Raw genomic sequence first — 17,251 nt, 5'->3', positions numbered from 1 at the left:
TCAGATGCCGCGCGTTCAGACATGGAGCTTCTCGTTTGCAGGATCGACAAAGACCGGGCTGACGAGGCGGCCGGCGGTAAATTCGTTGCGCAGGCCGTTCCAGATCTGCACCTCTTCGCCATGGCGGGATGCGCCGCCCTTGACGAGGGCCAGGCCGATGGTGGAACCGACATGGGGCGAGAAGCAGCTCGAAGACACATAACCTTGGTCGTTTTCGAGCGTGGCCGCTGCGTCCTTCTTCAGAATATGTGCACCCGTCCTGAAGCTGACGGCCGGATCGAGCGGCACGACGCCGACCAGTTGCGGACGATCCGGATTGACTAGCCCCTCGCGCGCGACCATGTGCTTGCCGATGAAATCCTGCTTGGCCATGGACACCATCCTGCCGAAGCCGAGGTCGGCTGGGACCACGGTACCGTTGATCTCGTTATGGGTGACATGCCCTTTCTCGATGCGCAGGACAGCCAGCGCCTCGATACCATAGGCACAAATTCCGTGGGCAGCGCCTGCCTGCATGACGAGATTGGCAACGCTCTCGCCGAAATCTGCCGGCACGGCCAATTCATAGGCCAGCTCTCCGGAAAACGATATGCGGAACAGCCGGCCTTTCAAGCGTCCGCCAAGCAGCGAAACCTCTTTTGCCGCCAGATATGGGAAGGCTTCATTGGACATGTCGTCATCGACGAGTTGCTGCAGCACGGCCCGCGACTTGGGGCCAGCGACCGCCATCTGCGCCCATTGGTCGGTGACCGACGCCAGCCGCACGTCGAGTTCCGGCCAAAGCGCCTGGGCGCAGAATTCGAGATGGTTCATGACACCTGCGGCATAGGCCGTGGTCGTCGTCATGAAATAGCGGTCCTCGGCAAGTCGGCTGGTCGTTCCGTCATCATATATAAAGCCGTCTTCGCGCAGCATCAGCCCGTACCGAGCCTTACCGACCGGCAGCGTCAGAAAACCGTTGCAATAGACGCGATTGAGGAACTCCGCAGCGTCCGGCCCGCACACTTCGATCTTGCCGAGCATGGAGACATCACAGATGCCGACATTCAGCCGGATATTCTTCACCTCGCGGTCGACGCTTTCGCGCCAGCCATTTTCCCCCGCCCGCGGGAACCAGGCGGAGCGATACCAAAGGCCCGTTTCGACGAAGGTCGCGCCGTTTTTCGCCGCCCAATCGTGCAGTGGCGACTTGCGCACCGGCTGGAAATGCTTCCCGTGCGAGGCTCCTGCCAGGGCGCCGAAGGAAACGGGCGTATAGAAGGGACGGAAAGTCGTGGTGCCGACCTCGGCCGGCGAAACACGCCGCGCCTCGGAGAGGAGGCCGATGGCGTTGATGTTGGAAAGCTTGCCCTGATCGGTCGCCATGCCGTTGGTCGTATAGCGCTTGGCAAGCTCCACGTGACCATAGCCTTCCTGCACCGCAAGGCCGAGATCCTTCAGATGCACGTCGTTCTGATAATCGACGAAAGCCTTGCCGGTGATGCCGGGAATAGACCAGAGCGGTTTGGCCGGGGCTGGCACGGTTTCACGCTCGACGACCGGGATCTCGCTGACAGAATGGGAAAAGCCGAGATCCGAAAGTGCAGCCGCAGCCGCTTTCTGCCCCGACGCCATGGAGGCATGCAGCCCAAAGACACCTGCGGCCGAGCCCGCAAGCGCCAGATCCGCCAAGCCCTCGGGCGCGAGGAGGGCGGAATGGTCGTCGGACCAACGCGGCTTGCCGCCGCGATGGCAGGCAAGGTGGATGATCGGCGAGAAGCCGCCTGACATGGCGAGACTGTCGACCGCGAGCCGCTCCGACTGCCCCTCGCGCCAGATGTCGATCGCTTCGACTGCCTTGCCGCCATGCACGTTCGAGACAAAGCCGCCCCGCACCAGCCGGGCCTTGCCGGTGTAGGCGATATGCGCATCACGGCGGCTGTCGATGACCGCCGCCACCTCCATGCCGGCAGCCTCCAGATCGGCGGCGAGCGCATAGCCGCTGTCGTTGCTGGTGAAAACCGCCGTCTTCCTGCCCGGCGCAACGCCATAGTGATTGAGATAGCTGCGCATGGCGCCGGCCATCATGACGCCGGGAATGTCGTTGCCGCCGAAGACCAGCGGCCGCTCTTCGGCACCCGTTGCCAGAATGGCCTTTTTTGCCGCAATGCGCCACAGGCGCTCGACCGGCAGATTTGCCAGAGGTGCGGCAACATGTTTCTGCACACGCTCCACGGCCCCGAAAACCTGGCCGTCATACCAGCCGAATACCGTCGTGCGTGTCAAAAGCTGGACATTGGAAAGGCTCTCCAGTTCCGCAATCACGCCTGCGGCAAAGGAGGATGCCGGCAGTCCGCCGATCAGCGCCGTTTCGCTCAAGGCGTAGCCACCAAGCGCCGCATTTTCATCGACCAGGATTACCCGCGCTCCGGCCCGGCCCGCGGCAAGCGCCGCCATCAGGCCCGCGGCCCCAGCGCCGATCACCAGCAGATCGCAATGCGCCCAGCATTTCTCATAGGCATCCGGATCCGTTTCATGGGATGCCCTGCCGAGACCTGCCGCCTTGCGGATGAAGGGTTCGTAGACCTTCTCCCAGAATTTGCCCGGCCACATGAAGGTCTTGTAGTAGAAGCCGGCAGACAAAAAGGGTGAAAGCAGGCCATTGACCGCACCGATATCATGCTCCAGCGAGGGCCAGCGGTTTTGGCTCTTCGCTTCCAGGCCCTCATAGAGATCCTGCATGGTGGCGCGTGTATTGGGCTCGGTTCGCCCGCCGCGGCCGATGGTCATCAGCGCATTGGGTTCGGCCGCTCCAGCCGTCAGGATGCCGCGCGGGCGGTGATATTTGAAACTGCGTCCAACCAGTTGCTGACCGTTGGCCAGCAAGGCCGAAGCAAGCGTATCACCCACCAGACCCGTCATCGGCTTACCATCGAAGGTAAAGGATAGCGCCTTCTCCCGTTTGATCAGGCCGCCTTTCGGAAGACGATAGGAGGTCATGCAAGCACCTCCTTTCGTTCAGCAGCATCACGGCAATCATGGATCTCATGCGTGGCCGTATCGCGCGAAACCACAAGCCAGCGGCGGCACCCGGACGTGTGGTGCCAATATTCCTGGTAAGCGCCACGCGGATTGTCGCGCAGATAGACATAATCGAACCATAGGTCCGCTCCGGCGTCGGCGGCGGGGCGCGGCAGGGCGGCGCCTTTCACAGTGAATTCTTCCTTCGGGCGAAGCCCGCAATGAGGGCAGGGAATACGGCTGGCCATGTCATGTCGCTTTCGGAAAAATCAGTGAAGGTTCGGCTGGGCGCCCTGGCCCTTTTCATCGATCATGTAGCCGCGCTGGAAGCGGTCGAGGCGGAACGCTCTCGCCGTTTCATGCGGCTCGCCGCGGGCAATCAGGTGGGCGAAGCAATAACCCGACGCGGGCGTCGCTTTGAAACCGCCATAACACCAGCCGGAGTTCAGATAGAGATTATCGAGATGCACCTTGTCGATGATCGGCGAGCCATCCATCGACATGTCCATGATGCCACCCCAGGACCGCAGCACGCGGATGCGCGAGAGCGCCGGGATCATGGCCTTGCCGGCTTCCGCGACATGCTCGACCGTGGCCAGATTGCCGCGTTGAGCATAGGAGTTGTAGCCGTCGATATCGCCGCCGAACACCAGGCCGCCCTTATCGGATTGCGAGACATAGAAATGTCCGGCGCCGAAGGTGACAACGCCGTCGATGAATGGTTTCAGGCCCTCGGAAACGAAGGCCTGCAGCACGTGGCTCTCGATCGGTAACTTCAGTCCGGCCATCTCCGCCACGCGTGACGAATTGCCGGCAGCAGCAAGCGCGAGCTTATTGCAGGCGATGAAGCCGCGGCTGGTTTCCACCCCGACCGCCCTACCGTTTTCAAGGCGGATACCCGTCACCTCGCAATTCTGGATAATATCGACTCCATGGCTGTCGGCGCCGCGGGCGTAACCCCAGGCAACTGCGTCATGGCGCACCGTACCGCCCCGCCGCTGCAGCAAGCCACCCTGGACCGGGAAGCGGGCATTCTCGTAGTCGAGAAAGGGCAGCATGGCACGAACCGCCGTGCGGTCCAGCAGCTCGGCATCGACGCCATGCAGGCGCATGGCGTTGCCGCGCCGCGTATAGGCATCGCGTTGGGCGTCGGAATGAAAGAGATTGAGAACACCGCGCTGCGAGACCATGGCGTTAAAGTTGAAGTCCTGCTCCAGACCTTCCCATAGCTTCAGCGAGAACTCATAGAAGGGATTGTTGCCGGGCAGCAGATAGTTGGAGCGGATGATCGTGGTGTTTCGCCCGACATTGCCCGAGCCGATATAGCCCTTTTCCAGCACGGCGACATTTCTGATTCCGAAGGTCTTCGACAGGTAGTAGGCCGTCGCCAGGCCATGTCCGCCGCCACCGACGATGATCACGTCATAATGGGGTTTCGGCTCTGGCTGCCGCCAGTGAGCGGCCCAATTCCTGTTGCCACGAAGACCATTGAGGAAGATCGAAAGTGCCGAATACCGCATCCGTGTCCGCTCGATTTGTGAGACTGAAGGAAGGCTAGGCCAGGAATGCGATCAACAATTGCAGAATTAGGCCATTTCAGGATAAATTGAAGACATGCGTGATAACAGCTCGTCCTCCACCCAACGCTACGGCTTCGCGCTGACCCCGAATTTCGCGCTGATGTCCTACGCATCGGCGACCGAGCCCTTGCGTGCTGCAAACCTGATTGCCCAGACCGGCCTCTATGAGGTCATCCCGCTTTCGGTCGACGGCAGGGCTGTCGCGTCCTCCTCCGGGTTTGCAATTCCCTGCGAAGACATTTCGGTCATCGGTGCGAGCTGCCACACGATCTTTGTCGTTGCCGGCGGCAATCCCGGCGACTGGAAGGATGCCGCAGGCCTGCATCCCGTGCTTCGCAGACTGGCTCGCCAGGGCGTGCGCATCGGCGGAATTTCCAGCGGCTCCTATCTTCTTGCCGCCGCCGGCCTGATGGATGGGCGCGATTTCACCATCCATTGGGAGCATGCCCCGGCCATGCGCGAGGCCTTTCCCCATCTCTCCCCGCGGCAGGCGCGCTATGTGCTGGATGGCGACCGCATCACCTGCGGCGGCGGCGTGGCTCCGCTAGACATGATGCATGCCCTGATCGAAGGCAGGCTGGGAACGGCCTTTGCGAGACGGGTTAGCGACTGGTATCTCCACACGGCTGTGGCGGAGCCGACAGCACCGCAGCGCGGCTCTTCGAGCGAGCGGTTCGGCACACATCATCCGGCCCTGATCACGGTTCTGGAAAAGATGGAAGCCACCATAGAACAGCCGATGGATCGCCGGACGATGGCAAAGCTCGTCGGACTGAGCCCCCGTCATCTCGACCGCTTGTTTGCCGAACAGCTTGGTGTCAGCTTCCATGACAGCTATCATCGGATTCGGCTCGATCATGCCCGTCGGCTGCTTGAACAAAGCCCTCTATCGATCTCCGAACTGGCTTTCGCCACTGGTTTTTCCAGCGCCTCGCATTTTTCGAGAGCCTTCAGACAACATTTTGGGCTGACGCCAAAATCCGCTAGAGCAATCCGCCGGACGCCGTAGAAAGCGATCCGCAGGCAGACAGGGAAGAGAAATGATGGCCAAGAACACCCAAAAAGAAGCGGCAGCAAGCAAGGCAGCTCTTGCACAAAATCCGCATGCTGTCCGCGAGCCGCGCGAAAACAATCTCGAGATGGCGATCGGTCATGAGGTCCGCGCCTACCGCAAGAAGCTCGGCATCACCGTGACCGATCTGGCGGCGGCAACCGATATGTCGGTGGGGATGCTGTCAAAAATCGAAAATGGCAATATTTCGCCTTCGCTATCAACTTTGCAGGCGCTTTCCAAAGCACTCGGCGTACCGCTCACGGCATTCTTCCGACGCTTTGAGGAGCCGCGTACCGCGATTTTCGTCAAGGCAGGTGAGGGCGTCAACATCGAGCGCCGCGGTACGCGCGCTGGCCATCAATACAGTCTTCTCGGCCATATCGACAACAATAGCAGCGGCGTTACGGTCGAGCCCTATCTGATCACGCTCACCACGGAATCAGACGTCTTTCCAACCTTTCAGCATGAGGGAATGGAGTTCCTCTATATGCTGGCGGGCGAGGTCGTTTATCGACACGCGGACACGCTCTACTCCATGCAGCCGGGTGACAGCCTGTTCTTCGATGCTGACGCGCCGCATGGGCCGGAGGAATTGGTCAAATTGCCGGCCCGTTATCTTTCGATCATCTCCTATCCGCAAAAAGCGAACCATGAGTAATTTTGCTTAAAAAGAAAAATTTATTCTTTTAAGTTGAAATACGGCATACCGTATGATAGCCCTCCATTGGCAAACGAATGGAGGGTGTTGGAAGTTATGTGCGGCATTGTTGGATTGTTTTTGAAAGACCGGACGCTCGAGCCGAAACTCGGCGAGATGCTGTCCGATATGCTGATAACAATGACCGACCGCGGGCCTGATTCCGCCGGCATTGCGATCTACGGCGCCCCATCCGAAGGAAGGACGAAGCTTACGCTGCAGTCGGCATCGCCGGAGACTGCCTTCGCCGGGCTTCGGGGCGAATTGGAGAGCGCCGGCCTGTCCGCGACCGTCACCGTCAAAAGCACGCACGCGGTCGTCGAAACCAATGGCAGCGCTGGCGAGCTGCGTGCGTTTCTGGCGGCCAGTCACCCGGATATCCGCGTCATGGGCTCCGGCGACAGCGTCGAAATCTACAAGGAAACTGGCCTTCCGAAGGAAGTGGTGGAGCGCTTCAACGTTCGCGCCATGAGCGGTTCGCACGGCATCGGCCATACCCGCATGGCCACGGAATCGGCTGTAACCACACTGGGCGCTCATCCCTTTTCGACCGGGGCTGACCAATGCCTCGTGCACAACGGCTCGCTCTCCAATCACAACAATCTTCGCCGCGAACTCATTCGGGAAGGCATGACCTTCGAAACGCAGAATGACTCCGAAGTGGCGGCTGCCTACCTGACAGCGGAAATGGCGAAGGGCAAAGACCTCGGCGAGGCCCTGACCGGCGCGCTCGACGACCTCGACGGCTTCTTTACGTTCGTCGTCGGCACCAAGTCCGGCTTCGGCGTCGTGCGTGACCCGATCGCTTGCAAGCCTGCGGTCATGGCCGAGACAGATCAATACGTCGCCTTCGGATCGGAGTACCGCGCGCTGGTCAATTTGCCAGGCATCGAGAGCGCACGCGTCTGGGAGCCGGAACCGGCCACCGTCTATTTCTGGGATCACGAAAAGGCCGCCTGAAGCCCCGCCCTTCACGACAAGAAAGTTTTAGCTCCATGCCTGTCTTCGATCTTTCTCACACGCCGCTGCGCGAACTCAACAGCGCCCTGCACAATCTCGGTGCCGGCGCCAACGACACCGCCTTCGAGGTGGTCAATCCGCGCGGCAGCCATGCGGTTGCCGTCGGCATCGATGCTCCCGTCACCGTCGAGGTCAGGGGCTCGGTCGGCTATTACTGCGCCGGCATGAATGATGGCGGCACGGTCACGGTCCATGGCTCAGCCGGTCCGGGCGTTGCCGAAAACATGATGTCCGGCACCGTCGTGATCGAAGGCGATGCCAGCCAGTATGCGGGCGCCACCGGCCGCGGCGGTTTGCTCGTCATCAAGGGCAACGCCGCCTCGCGCTGCGGCATCTCGATGAAGGGCATCGACATCGTCGTTCACGGTTCCATCGGGCACATGTCCGCCTTCATGGGCCAGTCCGGTCATCTCGTCGTTCTCGGCGATGCCGGAGAGGCGCTCGGCGACAGCCTCTACGAAGCCAAGCTTTTCGTGCGCGGGTCCGTCAAGAGCCTGGGAACCGACTGCATCGAAAAGGAGATGCGGCCCGAGCATCTCGAAAAGCTTTCTGAGCTTCTCGACAAGGCAGGCGTCAGCGGCGTCCGACCGGAAGAATTCAAGCGCTACGGCTCCGCCCGCAAGCTCTACAACTTCAATATCGACAACGCTGACGCGTACTGAGGCGAGGAAAAATCATGAGCTATCACAACCCGTTCACCCCGCCGCGTAAGTCCGCAACCTTCGACGACTACACGCTTGCTGAAATTCGCCGCGCGGCGGCGACCGGCATCTACGATATCCGCGGCGCCGGCACCAAGCGCAAGGTTCCGCATTTCGACGACCTGCTGTTTCTCGGCGCCTCGATCTCGCGTTACCCGCTGGAAGGCTATCGCGAGAAGTGCGATACTTCCGTGGTGCTTGGCACGCGGTTTGCCAAGAAGCCGATCCACCTCAAGACACCAATCACGATCGCCGGCATGAGTTTTGGTGCGCTGTCGGGCAATGCCAAGGAAGCCCTCGGACGCGGCGCGACGATTGCCGGCACATCGACCACTACGGGCGACGGCGGCATGACAGACGAGGAGCGCGGCCACAGCCAGACGCTAGTCTACCAGTACCTGCCGTCGCGCTATGGCATGAACCCGAAGGACCTGCGCCGGGCCGATGCGATCGAAGTGGTCGTAGGCCAGGGCGCCAAGCCGGGCGGCGGCGGCATGCTGCTCGGCCAGAAGATTTCGGATCGCGTCGCAAACATGCGCAACCTGCCCAAGGGCATCGACCAGCGCTCGGCGTGCCGCCACCCGGACTGGACCGGTCCCGACGACCTGGAAATCAAAATCCTCGAATTGCGCGAGATCACCGACTGGGAAAAGCCGATCTATGTGAAGGTCGGCGGCGCCCGGCCCTATTACGATACGGCACTGGCCGTGAAGGCCGGCGCCGACGTGGTGGTGCTGGACGGCATGCAGGGCGGCACGGCGGCGACCCAAGATGTCTTCATCGAAAATGTCGGGATGCCGACGCTCGCCTGTATTCGTCCGGCGGTCCAGGCTCTGCAGGACCTCGGCATGCATCGCAAGGTGCAACTGATCGTCTCCGGCGGCATCCGCTCCGGTGCCGATGTCGCCAAGGCCCTGGCGCTTGGTGCGGATGCTGTTGCCATCGGCACGGCAGCCCTCGTCGCTATCGGCGACAACGACCCGAAGTGGGAGGAGGAATATCGCAAGCTCGGCACGACCGCAGGAGCCTATGACGACTGGCACGAAGGCAAGGATCCCGCCGGGATCACCACCCAGGATCCGGAACTTGCCGCCCGTCTCGACCCGGTCGCCGCCGGCCGACGCCTCGCCAACTACCTCAAGGTCATGACCCTCGAGGCGCAAACGATTGCCCGCGCCTGCGGCAAGAACAAGCTTCACAACCTTGAGCCGGAAGATCTCTGCGCGCTGACCATGGAAGCAGCGGCCATGGCCCAGGTGCCGCTCGCCGGCACCAACTGGTACCCGGGTAAGGGCGGGTTCTAACACCGAATGGCCGCGTCCTGCTCCCAGGGATGCGGCCATTTTCCTTTCAACATGTGTCTCAATCCATAAAAACAGGGGAACTACGTGACACAGGATCTTTCAAACTTCGCCGCCGAGCGCGGCATAAAATATTTTATGATCAGCTACACCGACCTGTTCGGCGCCCAGCGCGCCAAGCTCGTGCCGGCCGAAGCGATCGCCGACATGCAGAAGGATGGTGCCGGCTTTGCCGGTTTCGCCACCTGGCTCGACCTGACGCCGGCTCATCCGGATCTCTTCGCGATCCCCGACGCATTCTCCGTTATCCAGCTTCCGTGGAAGAAGGATGTTGCCTGGGTCGCGGCCGATTGCGTCATGGAAGGCCAGCCGGTCGCCCAGGCGCCGCGGGTGGTGTTGAAGAAACTGGTCGCGGAAGCAGCGGAAATGGGGCTTCGCGTGAAGACCGGCGTCGAGCCGGAATTTTTCCTAATCTCGGCGGACGGCGAGAAGATCTCCGACGAATTCGACAATGCGGAAAAGCCCTGTTACGACCAGCAGGCCCTGATGCGCCGCTATGACGTCATCGCCGAAATCTGCGACCATATGCTGGCGCTCGGCTGGAAGCCGTACCAGAACGACCATGAAGACGCCAACGGCCAGTTCGAGATGAACTGGGAATACGACGACGCCCTGAAGACGGCCGACAAGCATTCCTTCTTCAAATTCATGGTCAAGTCGGTTGCGGAAAAGCATGGCCTGCGCGCCACCTTCATGCCCAAGCCGTTCAAGGGCCTGACCGGCAATGGCTGCCATGCCCATATCTCGGTCTGGGACCTCGACGGCAAGGTCAATGCCTTTGCCGACAAGGAGATGCCGTTCGGCCTTTCCGCCAAGGGCAAGACCTTCCTCGGCGGCATCATGAAACACGCCTCGGCGCTTGCCGCCGTCACCAATCCGACGGTGAATTCCTATAAGCGGATCAACGCGCCCCGCACGATTTCCGGTGCGACTTGGGCGCCGAACACCGTGACCTGGACCGGCAATAACCGCACCCACATGGTTCGCGTGCCTGGCCCCGGCCGCTTCGAGCTTCGCCTGCCCGATGGCGCGGTTAACCCCTATCTGTTGCAGGCCATCATCATCGCGGCGGGTCTGAGCGGCCTCAAGAGCAACGCCGATCCGGGCGCGCACTATGACATCGACATGTACAAGGACGGTCACACGGTCACGGATGCGCCCAAGCTACCGCTCAACCTCCTCGATGCGCTGCGCGCCTATGAAGAAGATGAAGGGCTCCAGACCGCGCTCGGCAAGGAGTTTTCCGCGGCCTATCTCAAACTCAAGCATGGCGAATGGAACGCCTATTGCTCGCAGTTCACGAGCTGGGAACACCAGACCACGCTCGACGTCTGATCCGTCCCTCCCAGGGCGCAACTGGTCCCGGAGCGATCCGGGACTTTCTTTTCTCGTGATCTGAAGGACCTCCTCCGATGAAATTCGTGCTGACCGTCGCCTGCCCGACCACCCGGGGCATTGTCGCTGCGATCTCCGGCTATCTCGCGAGCCAGGGTTGCTACATCATCGACAGCTCGCAGTTTGACGATCTGGAGAACGGCCTGTTTTTCATGCGCATCTCTTTCCTGTCCGAAGAAGGCAGGGACAGGTCAGCACTTGCCGACGGCTTTGCCGCGATCGCCGAAAAATTCAGCATGACCTTCGACATCCATGATGCCGAGGAGCGCATGAAGGTCGTCCTTATGGTCTCGCGCTTCGGCCACTGCCTGAACGACCTGCTCTATCGCTGGCGCATCGGCGCCCTGCCGATCGACATCGTCGCCGTCGTATCGAACCATCTCGATTACCAGAAACTGGTGGTCAACCACGACATTCCTTTCTTCCATGTGCCGGTCACCAAGGCCAATAAGCCGGACGCGGAAGGTCGGCTGCTGCAGATCGTGCAGGACACAAAGGCCGATCTGGTGGTGCTTGCCCGCTACATGCAGGTCCTGTCGGATGCGCTCTGCCGGGAGATGTCCGGTCGGATCATCAATATCCACCACTCCTTCCTGCCGAGCTTCAAGGGCGCCAACCCCTACAAGCAGGCCTACGAGCGTGGCGTGAAGCTGATCGGCGCGACGGCGCACTACGTCACCGCCGATCTCGACGAGGGTCCTATCATCGAACAGGACGTCGCACGCATCACCCATGCGCAGTCGGCGGAGGATTATGTCTCGATCGGCCGCGACGTGGAAAGCCAGGTGCTGGCACGGGCCATCCATGCCCACATCCACCACCGCATCTTCATCAACGGCAACCGCACGGTCGTCTTCCCGGCAAGCCCCGGCTCCTATGCCTCCGAACGCATGGGGTGAGGACGACGGCGGTCGAGGCAAAAGTGGTGGCCGCCTCTCTCAGCCATCGCCGAAAGGCCCATGGTACATGGCGTTCCCGAGGGCCATGCCTTGCCGGCAAGCGTCGGCTCGCTCGGCACCGTCCCCTCGCATGTCACCCTGCCGATCGCCTGTGGTAAGATTGTAAGGGTGAAATAGGGATCATCCGCGTCCGTCCGAAGGCGAATGCACTGAAATGATGGCTCTGGGTTATTCCGGAGCCATCAGTCGCCCTGTCGAGGCCACTCAATAGAGCGACGGAAAACCGCCCCTGGTTACAGTTTGCCCTTCCAGGGCACGAGGAAAGCTTCCAGAAAGCGAATGGCGGCCGAGAAGGCGAAGGCGCAGATTGCGATGATGCCAATGCCCACGAAGACGACGTCGGTCGCCAGGAACTGCGACGCTGACATGATCATGAAGCCGATCCCGCGTGTGGAAGCGATCAATTCGGCGGCGACCAGCGTGCCCCAGCCGACGCCAAGCGCAATTCGGATGCCGGTGAGAATCTCGGGCAGGGCGGACGGCAGCACGATGTCGATGAAGAGCTGCAGCCGGCTTGCGCCCAGCGAACGCGCGGCATTGACGCGTTCGATCGGGAGCGAACGAACGCCCGCTTGGGCCGAGAGGCAGATTGGTGCGAACATCGCAAGCACCAGCAGCGTGATCTTCGACGTTTCGCCGATGCCGAGCCAGATGATCATCAGCGGCAGGTAAGAGAGGGGCGGCAGCGGCCAGTAGAACTCGATCGGCGCATCCAGCACCCCCTTTGCCCAGCGGTTCAAACCCATGAGCAATCCGAGTGGAATGCCGGCGGAGATGGCGATGAAGGCTGCGACCACGATGCGGAACAGGCTTGCAAAGACATGCTCGGAAAGCGACGCTCCGGCATAACCGTCGCGATAGATGACACCGATTTGCGTCAGCACTTCGCCCGGACGCGGCAGGAAGAGGTGGGAAACAACACCGAGCGCGGATACGAGCCACCACAACAGCAATATGGCCAGGGCGGTAACAGTGCTGATCAAGACTGTGGGCCTCTCCCCGGCACCGAAGCTCGCCATCTTCACCAGCTTGACCTGGCGATCCTCTCTGTACGCCGCAACCGGCGAGGCTTGGACTATATCGCTCATGCGGCACTCCTGAAATCTTCGCTGCTATGGAGGATGGCGCGGATCTCCTCGCGCAGCTCGGCAAATTCCGGCGACGCCTTGATGGCGCGGGCATCGCCGGTTTCGGCGAAGCGGCGGACGAAATCGAGATCGAAGCGCGCAACGACGCGCCCCGGCCGAGGTGACATGACCAGGACCTGCGTGCCCAGGAACAAGGCCTCTTCGATCGAATGCGTGATGAAGAAAACCTTCTTTGCCGTCTTATTCCAGACGGAAACCAGCAGCTCTTGCATCTGCTCGCGTGTCAGGCTGTCGAGCGCGCCGAATGGTTCGTCCATCAGCAGGATGTCGGGATTGGTCGCGAGCGCGCGTGCGATACCGACCCGCTGCCGCATGCCGCCCGACAGCTCATAGGGAAAGGCGCCGGCGAATTCGTCGAGACCGACGAGCCGCAGCAGTTCCAAGGCACGCGCTTGCCGTTCCTTCCGGTTGACGCCGGCGAATTTCAGGCCGAGCGCGACATTGTCGACAACGGACTTCCATGGCAGCAGCGAGTCTTTCTGAAAGACGACGCCGCGATCGGCACCCGGCCGTGCGACTGCGCGGCCATCGAGTGTTATCCGGCCATCGGAAAGCGGAAGGAAACCGGCAATCGCGTTGAGAAGGGTGGATTTGCCGCATCCCGAGGCTCCGAGTGCGACGACGAAGCCGCGTTCGGGAATATCGAAGGAAACGCGATCGAGCGCGTGGACGGTCCGCCCGTCACGGGCTGCGAAGAAAACGCTGGCGTGATCGACTTTAAGCATGTTGGCGCTCGCGGGTTCGACGCCGGCGCGACTGTCGCGCCGGCGTCAGGGAGGATCAGTTGCTGACGCTGGCGAGTGCGTCTGCGGTTACGAAGGCTCCATAATTCGCCAGCACGTCGGACACCTTGCCCTGCTCCTTCAGGAACGATGCCGTGTCCTTGAGGATCTTGCCGGCCCCCGCCTTTTCCCCGCCGCCGAGCCAAGCATCCGATGCCTGGACCTCAGGCGTGAGCAGCGTCAGGTTCTTCAAGGCCGAGGCCTGCTGCTCGGGCGTTCCGCCGAGGAGTTTGGCGAGCGACTTGGCGTTATCACTGTCGGGACCCCAGGCGGCCTTATCTGAGGCGAAGGACGCGTAATATTTGTTGATGACCGCAGCGAAACCCTTCAGGAATTGCGGGTTGTCGGCGGCAAATTTCGAAGTCGCGACCCATGCTGAGAAGGTCGGCGCGCCTTTGTCCGCCACATCCTTGGAGGTCACGAGGACCTTTCCGTTCTTCTTGAGTTCGGTCAGAGCCGGATCCCAGACGAAGCCGCCATCGATGTCGCCGCGGTTATAGCTGGCGACGATCTCGGGCTGAGGGATTGCGAAAACCTGGACGTCCTTCTCGGTCAGGCCCAGCGATTTGATGAGCGCCAGGAGCTGATAGTGGTCGGTGGAGACAGGCGCGGCGGCAAGCTTCTTGCCTTTCAGGTCGTTCAGGCTTTCGATCCCGGAACCGTTGCGCACGACAAGAGCCTCGTCGATGCCCGAGATGGATGCGAGATAGAAGGCCTTGACCTCGAGGCCGCGCGATACCGCAGCCGCAAACGGGCTGGAGCCGACATAACCGACCTGAACGTCGCCGGAGGCAATGGCGGCGAAGATCTCGGCGCCCGAATTGAACCTGCGGAAGTCGATGTCGTATCCCGTATCCTTGGCGAATTCGCCGTTTGCGATCGCAACGGAAGAGGGCAAGGCATCGGTCTGATAGCCGACGACGACCTTCTTGTCCGCCGCATCGGCAACGATCGCCGTTGTAAGAGTGCCGACGCCGACAGCGATCGCCGCAATCAAGTTCCTGAAATTCATTTTGAGCCCCTTTGTTCAGGGCCGCACGGCCCTTGATATCACCGTCAAAAGGGTAACGGTAAAAAGCGGGCTATCGGGAGAAATAACAAACTATATTTATAGACTATAGGGACAATTGTTTGCGTGATTCTGCCGCTCGTGCGATCCGCAGAGCGGCCAAGAGATGCGGGGCTTGTTGCGCTTCAGGGAGAAACCTTGATGCTCACGACGCGACACGGACGATCAGCTTGCCAAAATTCCTTCCTTCCAGAAGACCGAAAAAAGCCGAGGGAGCGTTTTCGAGCCCGTCCACGATGTCTTCCTTATATTTGAGCCGGCCGTCGGCGATCCATGTTCCGGCCTCGCGATAGAAGTCAGGGCGCTGGTCGGCGAATTCGCGCTGGATGAAGCCTCGTATGGTGAGGCTTTTGCGCAGAATGGCTCGCATCACGACGGGGAGTTGATCATGTCCGCTCGAGGCGGAAGCGGTTTCGTTGTAGTGTGCGATCAGCCCGCAGACCGGAACGCGCGCAAAGTCGTTGAGCAGAGGAAAGACCGCGCTCCAGACGTGGCCGCCGACATTCTCGAAGTAGACATCGATCCCCTTCGGACAGGCGGCGGCGAGTTCTGCCGCAAAATCATCAGAACGATGGTCTACCACCGCGTCGAAGCCGAGTTCTTCGCGCACATATTCGCACTTCTCGCGTCCGCCTGCTATTCCGACAGCCCGCGCCCCGAAAATCCTGGCGATCTGGCCGACGGCGGAGCCAACAGCACCACTCGCCGCAGCGACGACAAGTGTTTCGCCGGCTTTCGGTTTGCCGATATTGCGGAGCCCTGCATAGGCTGTGAAGCCAGGCATTCCGAGAATGCCGAGTGCGGTCGTGATCGGCGCCGCCTCGGGATCGAGCTTGCGCAATGCGGTACCGTCTGAAATCGCATAGCTCTGCCAGCCGGAATGCGAAAGGACGATATCCCCTGGCTTGAATGTTGCATTGCGGCTGCTGACGACCCGGGCAACCGTTCCACCTTCCATCACGTCGCCGATTTCGACCGGCTTGGCATAGGACTTTGCATCGTCCATGCGGCCCCGCATATAGGGGTCGAGGGAAAGATAAAGAATTTGGAGAAGCACTTCGCCCTCGGCGAGATCCCGGAGCGTTTCTTGCTCGACCCGGAAATTCGCCGCTACGGGCTTTCCGGATGGGCGTGATGCAAGGACGATGCGTGTGGTAACGGGCAGGCTGGCCATGATCATGTTTCCTCGCTCTGACTTTCGCTTGTAGGCAAAATATGAGGTTCGTTCGAGGACGGGCAAGACCACTTTCGCAGCGCCGATCAAGGACGATATGCAGGGCGGGCGCCGATCGCGATTTCAGAATAGCGCTTTCGGTGGCTCGATAGTGACAAAATCTGGGATGAAACAACCGAGCTTCATGTAGATGCGGGCTTCGTACGCCGCGACGATGAAGGCGTCTCTCGCAAGCTCAGGAGTGGATTTGCCTTCGACTGCGGCGCGACAGATCATCAACGCATCCTCATAAGCCTGATCTTCTTCGGCGGGCCAATCCGTCGACAGACAATCGAGTGCTTCCAAACTGCTCCTGATCGTTCGAAACTCGCCGATCCGGTGTAGTTCCAGGCTTACGGGCTCCTGCCATGTTTCATGCGTTAACATGATCTACCTCTGCGCTAAAACGGCAACAAAGGGATTTTTGTTCCTATGGGTCGCCAAGATGTGGAGGTGGGTCTGGCTCGTACTCCCAACGATCATCCTGATGGCTACTTAAAAACTGTTTCCGTTTACGGCTGGTCTCGATGCGATCGAAAACGCAGCCTTTCAACATGGCCTGCTTGTTTCTGAGTTGAGCTTGTGATCACTCCTTTCTATGTTGATGAACTTATCCGTATGATTTCCAACGGCTTCACGAAGCTCGGAAAGGATCGAAATTCCACAATGGCGCGATCGGCCGAAATGCAAGATAGAACCCGCATGAAGAATGGGCAGCAGGATGAATCCCAAACACCCTCGTCATCGATGGGCCAGTCGCTGCAAGAGCGGCGGAGATCCTTGACGATCGGGCTGTTGCGCGCCCGTGAAGCGGTGATGAGTCACTTCCGGCCGATCTTGGCGGCGCATGACGTAACCGAGCAGCAGTGGCGGGTCATCCGCGTGCTGTTTGAAGCTGGTACACTCGATGCAAGCGAAGTGGCGGACAAGGCTTCTATCTTGGCGCCGAGCCTGACGCGTATGATTCGCTCGTTGGAGGAGCGCGGTTTCATCACGAAGCATAAGGACAAGGCTGACGGTCGACGGGTTTTGATGCGGATCACGCCTGCAGGGCGCGCATTGATCGATGCGGTCATGCCGGAGAGTTTGAAGGTCTATGCCGATATAGGCGAGCGCTTCGGTCCGCAGCGCGTCGAACAATTGTTGGATATGCTGGACGAGCTGGCGGCGCTCAAGCTCGAAGGAGATGCGGGCGGCGAAGAGTGAGTGCTTCAAGCATCGCACAGGCTCCCTTAATTAATGTGTTAAATAAATGGTTGACGATCTGCCTGG

At 60.6% G+C, this 17,251-nt stretch carries 16 protein-coding genes; 8 read left to right on the top strand and 8 right to left on the bottom strand.

What is annotated here, in order from left to right:
- Positions 1–15: 15 nt before the first annotated feature.
- The 3 genes from PH547_RS25150 to PH547_RS25140 are packed head-to-tail and all read right to left on the bottom strand — an operon-like array spanning position 16 to position 4,520.
- On the bottom strand, positions 16–2,979 hold the full coding sequence (locus PH547_RS25150) for a sarcosine oxidase subunit alpha family protein (protein ID WP_285169687.1): 2,964 nt from the start codon (positions 2,977–2,979) through the stop codon (positions 16–18).
- Positions 2,976–3,248 (bottom strand): sarcosine oxidase subunit delta, encoded by a 273-nt coding sequence (locus tag PH547_RS25145; RefSeq protein WP_104826009.1) that lies wholly within the window; start codon positions 3,246–3,248, stop codon positions 2,976–2,978. Before PH547_RS25145 ends, PH547_RS25150 begins: the two co-directional genes overlap by 4 nt.
- A 21-nt stretch (positions 3,249–3,269) precedes the next feature.
- A complete protein-coding gene (locus PH547_RS25140) occupies positions 3,270–4,520 on the bottom strand; it encodes a sarcosine oxidase subunit beta family protein (RefSeq protein ID WP_285169686.1) in 1,251 nt (416 codons plus the stop codon).
- Positions 4,521–4,614: 94 nt separating this feature from the next.
- On the opposite strand from PH547_RS25140, the gene PH547_RS25135 reads away from it, so the two are divergent.
- The 7 genes from PH547_RS25135 to purU all read left to right on the top strand — a co-directional run bounded on the left by PH547_RS25135 (position 4,615) and on the right by purU (position 11,707).
- The gene (locus tag PH547_RS25135; RefSeq protein ID WP_104826011.1) at positions 4,615–5,589 is read left to right on the top strand and encodes a GlxA family transcriptional regulator; all 975 of its coding nucleotides are present in this window, start codon (positions 4,615–4,617) and stop codon (positions 5,587–5,589) included.
- A gap of 31 nt (positions 5,590–5,620) precedes the next feature.
- Positions 5,621–6,292: a helix-turn-helix domain-containing protein gene (locus tag PH547_RS25130; RefSeq protein ID WP_104826012.1), complete on the top strand. Its 672-nt coding sequence runs from the start codon at positions 5,621–5,623 to the stop codon at positions 6,290–6,292.
- A gap of 96 nt (positions 6,293–6,388) precedes the next feature.
- The gene (locus tag PH547_RS25125) at positions 6,389–7,291 is read left to right on the top strand and encodes a class II glutamine amidotransferase (protein ID WP_104826013.1); all 903 of its coding nucleotides are present in this window, start codon (positions 6,389–6,391) and stop codon (positions 7,289–7,291) included.
- A gap of 35 nt (positions 7,292–7,326) precedes the next feature.
- Entirely contained in the window at positions 7,327–8,013 is a 687-nt protein-coding gene (locus tag PH547_RS25120) for a GXGXG domain-containing protein (RefSeq protein WP_285169685.1), read from the top strand.
- 14 nt (positions 8,014–8,027) lie between these two features.
- Complete coding sequence (locus PH547_RS25115) at positions 8,028–9,356, top strand: FMN-binding glutamate synthase family protein (RefSeq protein WP_104826015.1); 1,329 nt, start codon at positions 8,028–8,030, stop codon at positions 9,354–9,356.
- A gap of 84 nt (positions 9,357–9,440) precedes the next feature.
- Positions 9,441–10,748, top strand: coding sequence for a type III glutamate--ammonia ligase (gene glnT, locus PH547_RS25110; protein ID WP_283053090.1), 1,308 nt, complete (start codon positions 9,441–9,443; stop codon positions 10,746–10,748).
- Positions 10,749–10,825: 77 nt separating this feature from the next.
- Positions 10,826–11,707: a formyltetrahydrofolate deformylase gene (gene purU / locus PH547_RS25105; protein ID WP_285169684.1), complete on the top strand. Its 882-nt coding sequence runs from the start codon at positions 10,826–10,828 to the stop codon at positions 11,705–11,707.
- 293 nt (positions 11,708–12,000) lie between these two features.
- Here purU and PH547_RS25100 read toward each other — a convergent pair whose 3' ends face one another.
- From PH547_RS25100 to PH547_RS25080, 5 genes are all read right to left on the bottom strand, one after another.
- The gene (locus tag PH547_RS25100) at positions 12,001–12,855 is read right to left on the bottom strand and encodes an ABC transporter permease subunit (protein ID WP_104826018.1); all 855 of its coding nucleotides are present in this window, start codon (positions 12,853–12,855) and stop codon (positions 12,001–12,003) included.
- Positions 12,852–13,640 (bottom strand): taurine ABC transporter ATP-binding protein, encoded by a 789-nt coding sequence (locus PH547_RS25095; RefSeq protein WP_104826019.1) that lies wholly within the window; start codon positions 13,638–13,640, stop codon positions 12,852–12,854. Before PH547_RS25095 ends, PH547_RS25100 begins: the two co-directional genes overlap by 4 nt.
- 55 nt (positions 13,641–13,695) lie before the next feature.
- The gene (tauA, locus tag PH547_RS25090; protein WP_104826020.1) at positions 13,696–14,709 is read right to left on the bottom strand and encodes a taurine ABC transporter substrate-binding protein; all 1,014 of its coding nucleotides are present in this window, start codon (positions 14,707–14,709) and stop codon (positions 13,696–13,698) included.
- 202 nt (positions 14,710–14,911) lie between these two features.
- A complete protein-coding gene (locus tag PH547_RS25085) occupies positions 14,912–15,940 on the bottom strand; it encodes an NADP-dependent oxidoreductase (RefSeq protein WP_104827817.1) in 1,029 nt (342 codons plus the stop codon).
- A 123-nt stretch (positions 15,941–16,063) separates the two neighbouring features.
- A complete protein-coding gene (locus PH547_RS25080) occupies positions 16,064–16,366 on the bottom strand; it encodes a DUF982 domain-containing protein (RefSeq protein WP_104826021.1) in 303 nt (100 codons plus the stop codon).
- 297 nt (positions 16,367–16,663) lie between these two features.
- On the opposite strand from PH547_RS25080, the gene hpaR reads away from it, so the two are divergent.
- Positions 16,664–17,185 carry a homoprotocatechuate degradation operon regulator HpaR gene (hpaR, locus tag PH547_RS25075; protein ID WP_285169683.1) on the top strand — a complete coding sequence of 174 codons (522 nt, stop codon included), beginning with the start codon at positions 16,664–16,666 and terminating at the stop codon, positions 17,183–17,185.
- The last annotated feature ends 66 nt before the right edge of the window (positions 17,186–17,251 follow it).

This window comes from Rhizobium cerradonense (assembly GCF_030182455.1).
Lineage (GTDB): Bacteria > Pseudomonadota > Alphaproteobacteria > Rhizobiales > Rhizobiaceae > Rhizobium.
The sequence above is the reverse complement of the archived record's forward strand: the minus strand, read 5'-3'. Positions and strand labels throughout refer to the sequence as shown.

Bases quoted from the DNA above. Each gene is read 5' to 3' on its own strand.
- PH547_RS25150 (WP_285169687.1), bottom strand. From the start codon at position 2,979: ATGACCTCCTATCGTCTTCCGAAAGGCGGCCTGATCAAACGGGAGAAG.
- PH547_RS25145 (WP_104826009.1), bottom strand. From the start codon at position 3,248: ATGGCCAGCCGTATTCCCTGCCCTCATTGCGGGCTTCGCCCGAAGGAA.
- PH547_RS25140 (WP_285169686.1), bottom strand. From the start codon at position 4,520: ATGCGGTATTCGGCACTTTCGATCTTCCTCAATGGTCTTCGTGGCAAC.
- PH547_RS25135 (WP_104826011.1), top strand. From the start codon at position 4,615: ATGCGTGATAACAGCTCGTCCTCCACCCAACGCTACGGCTTCGCGCTG.
- PH547_RS25130 (WP_104826012.1), top strand. From the start codon at position 5,621: ATGATGGCCAAGAACACCCAAAAAGAAGCGGCAGCAAGCAAGGCAGCT.
- PH547_RS25125 (WP_104826013.1), top strand. From the start codon at position 6,389: ATGTGCGGCATTGTTGGATTGTTTTTGAAAGACCGGACGCTCGAGCCG.
- PH547_RS25120 (WP_285169685.1), top strand. From the start codon at position 7,327: ATGCCTGTCTTCGATCTTTCTCACACGCCGCTGCGCGAACTCAACAGC.
- PH547_RS25115 (WP_104826015.1), top strand. From the start codon at position 8,028: ATGAGCTATCACAACCCGTTCACCCCGCCGCGTAAGTCCGCAACCTTC.
- purU (WP_285169684.1), top strand. From the start codon at position 10,826: ATGAAATTCGTGCTGACCGTCGCCTGCCCGACCACCCGGGGCATTGTC.
- PH547_RS25100 (WP_104826018.1), bottom strand. From the start codon at position 12,855: ATGAGCGATATAGTCCAAGCCTCGCCGGTTGCGGCGTACAGAGAGGAT.
- PH547_RS25095 (WP_104826019.1), bottom strand. From the start codon at position 13,640: ATGCTTAAAGTCGATCACGCCAGCGTTTTCTTCGCAGCCCGTGACGGG.
- tauA (WP_104826020.1), bottom strand. From the start codon at position 14,709: ATGAATTTCAGGAACTTGATTGCGGCGATCGCTGTCGGCGTCGGCACT.
- PH547_RS25085 (WP_104827817.1), bottom strand. From the start codon at position 15,940: ATGGCCAGCCTGCCCGTTACCACACGCATCGTCCTTGCATCACGCCCA.
- PH547_RS25080 (WP_104826021.1), bottom strand. From the start codon at position 16,366: ATGTTAACGCATGAAACATGGCAGGAGCCCGTAAGCCTGGAACTACAC.
- hpaR (WP_285169683.1), top strand. From the start codon at position 16,664: ATGCAAGATAGAACCCGCATGAAGAATGGGCAGCAGGATGAATCCCAA.